This is a genomic window from Shewanella sp. AS16, from assembly GCF_021412365.1.
In the GTDB taxonomy this organism is placed as follows: Bacteria; Pseudomonadota; Gammaproteobacteria; order Enterobacterales; family Shewanellaceae; genus Shewanella; species Shewanella salipaludis.
In genome coordinates, this window is record NZ_JAKCLK010000093.1 from 1 (window position 1) to 352 (window position 352).

At 46.9% G+C, this 352-nt stretch carries 3 tRNA genes; all 3 read left to right on the forward strand.

Features of this window, described 5'->3' with window-relative positions:
- Nucleotides 1-17: 17 nt before the first annotated feature.
- The 3 genes from LZP73_RS19485 (at nt 18) to LZP73_RS19495 (ending at nt 352) form a co-directional block, all read left to right on the forward strand.
- Nucleotides 18-93, forward strand: a tRNA-Lys gene (locus LZP73_RS19485).
- Between the two features lie 46 nt (nt 94-139).
- A tRNA-Lys gene (locus tag LZP73_RS19490) sits at nt 140-228 on the forward strand.
- Between the two features lie 51 nt (nt 229-279).
- A tRNA-Lys gene (locus LZP73_RS19495) sits at nt 280-352 on the forward strand.

A 352-nucleotide genomic window follows, 5' to 3' on the forward strand; every position in this document is an offset into this window, starting at 1 on the left:
AGTGAGATATACCAGATGGGTCGTTAGCTCAGTCGGTAGAGCAGTTGGCTTTTAACCAATTGGTCGAAGGTTCGAATCCTTCACGACCCACCACTTTATCTGCATCAGCTTAGATAAAGACAAATCGCAGTACCTAGATGGTCGTTGGCTCAGTCGCTTCTTGTAAGTGCGAGGGCAGTTGGCTTTTAACCAGTCGGTCGATTGGTTGTAATCCGATACGAACCACCACTTTGCTGAAAGTGAACACTCAGGTGTTGAAATCAGTGAGATATAGCAGATGGGTCGTTAGCTCAGTCGGTAGAGCAGTTGGCTTTTAACCAATTGGTCGAAGGTTCGAATCCTTCACGACCCA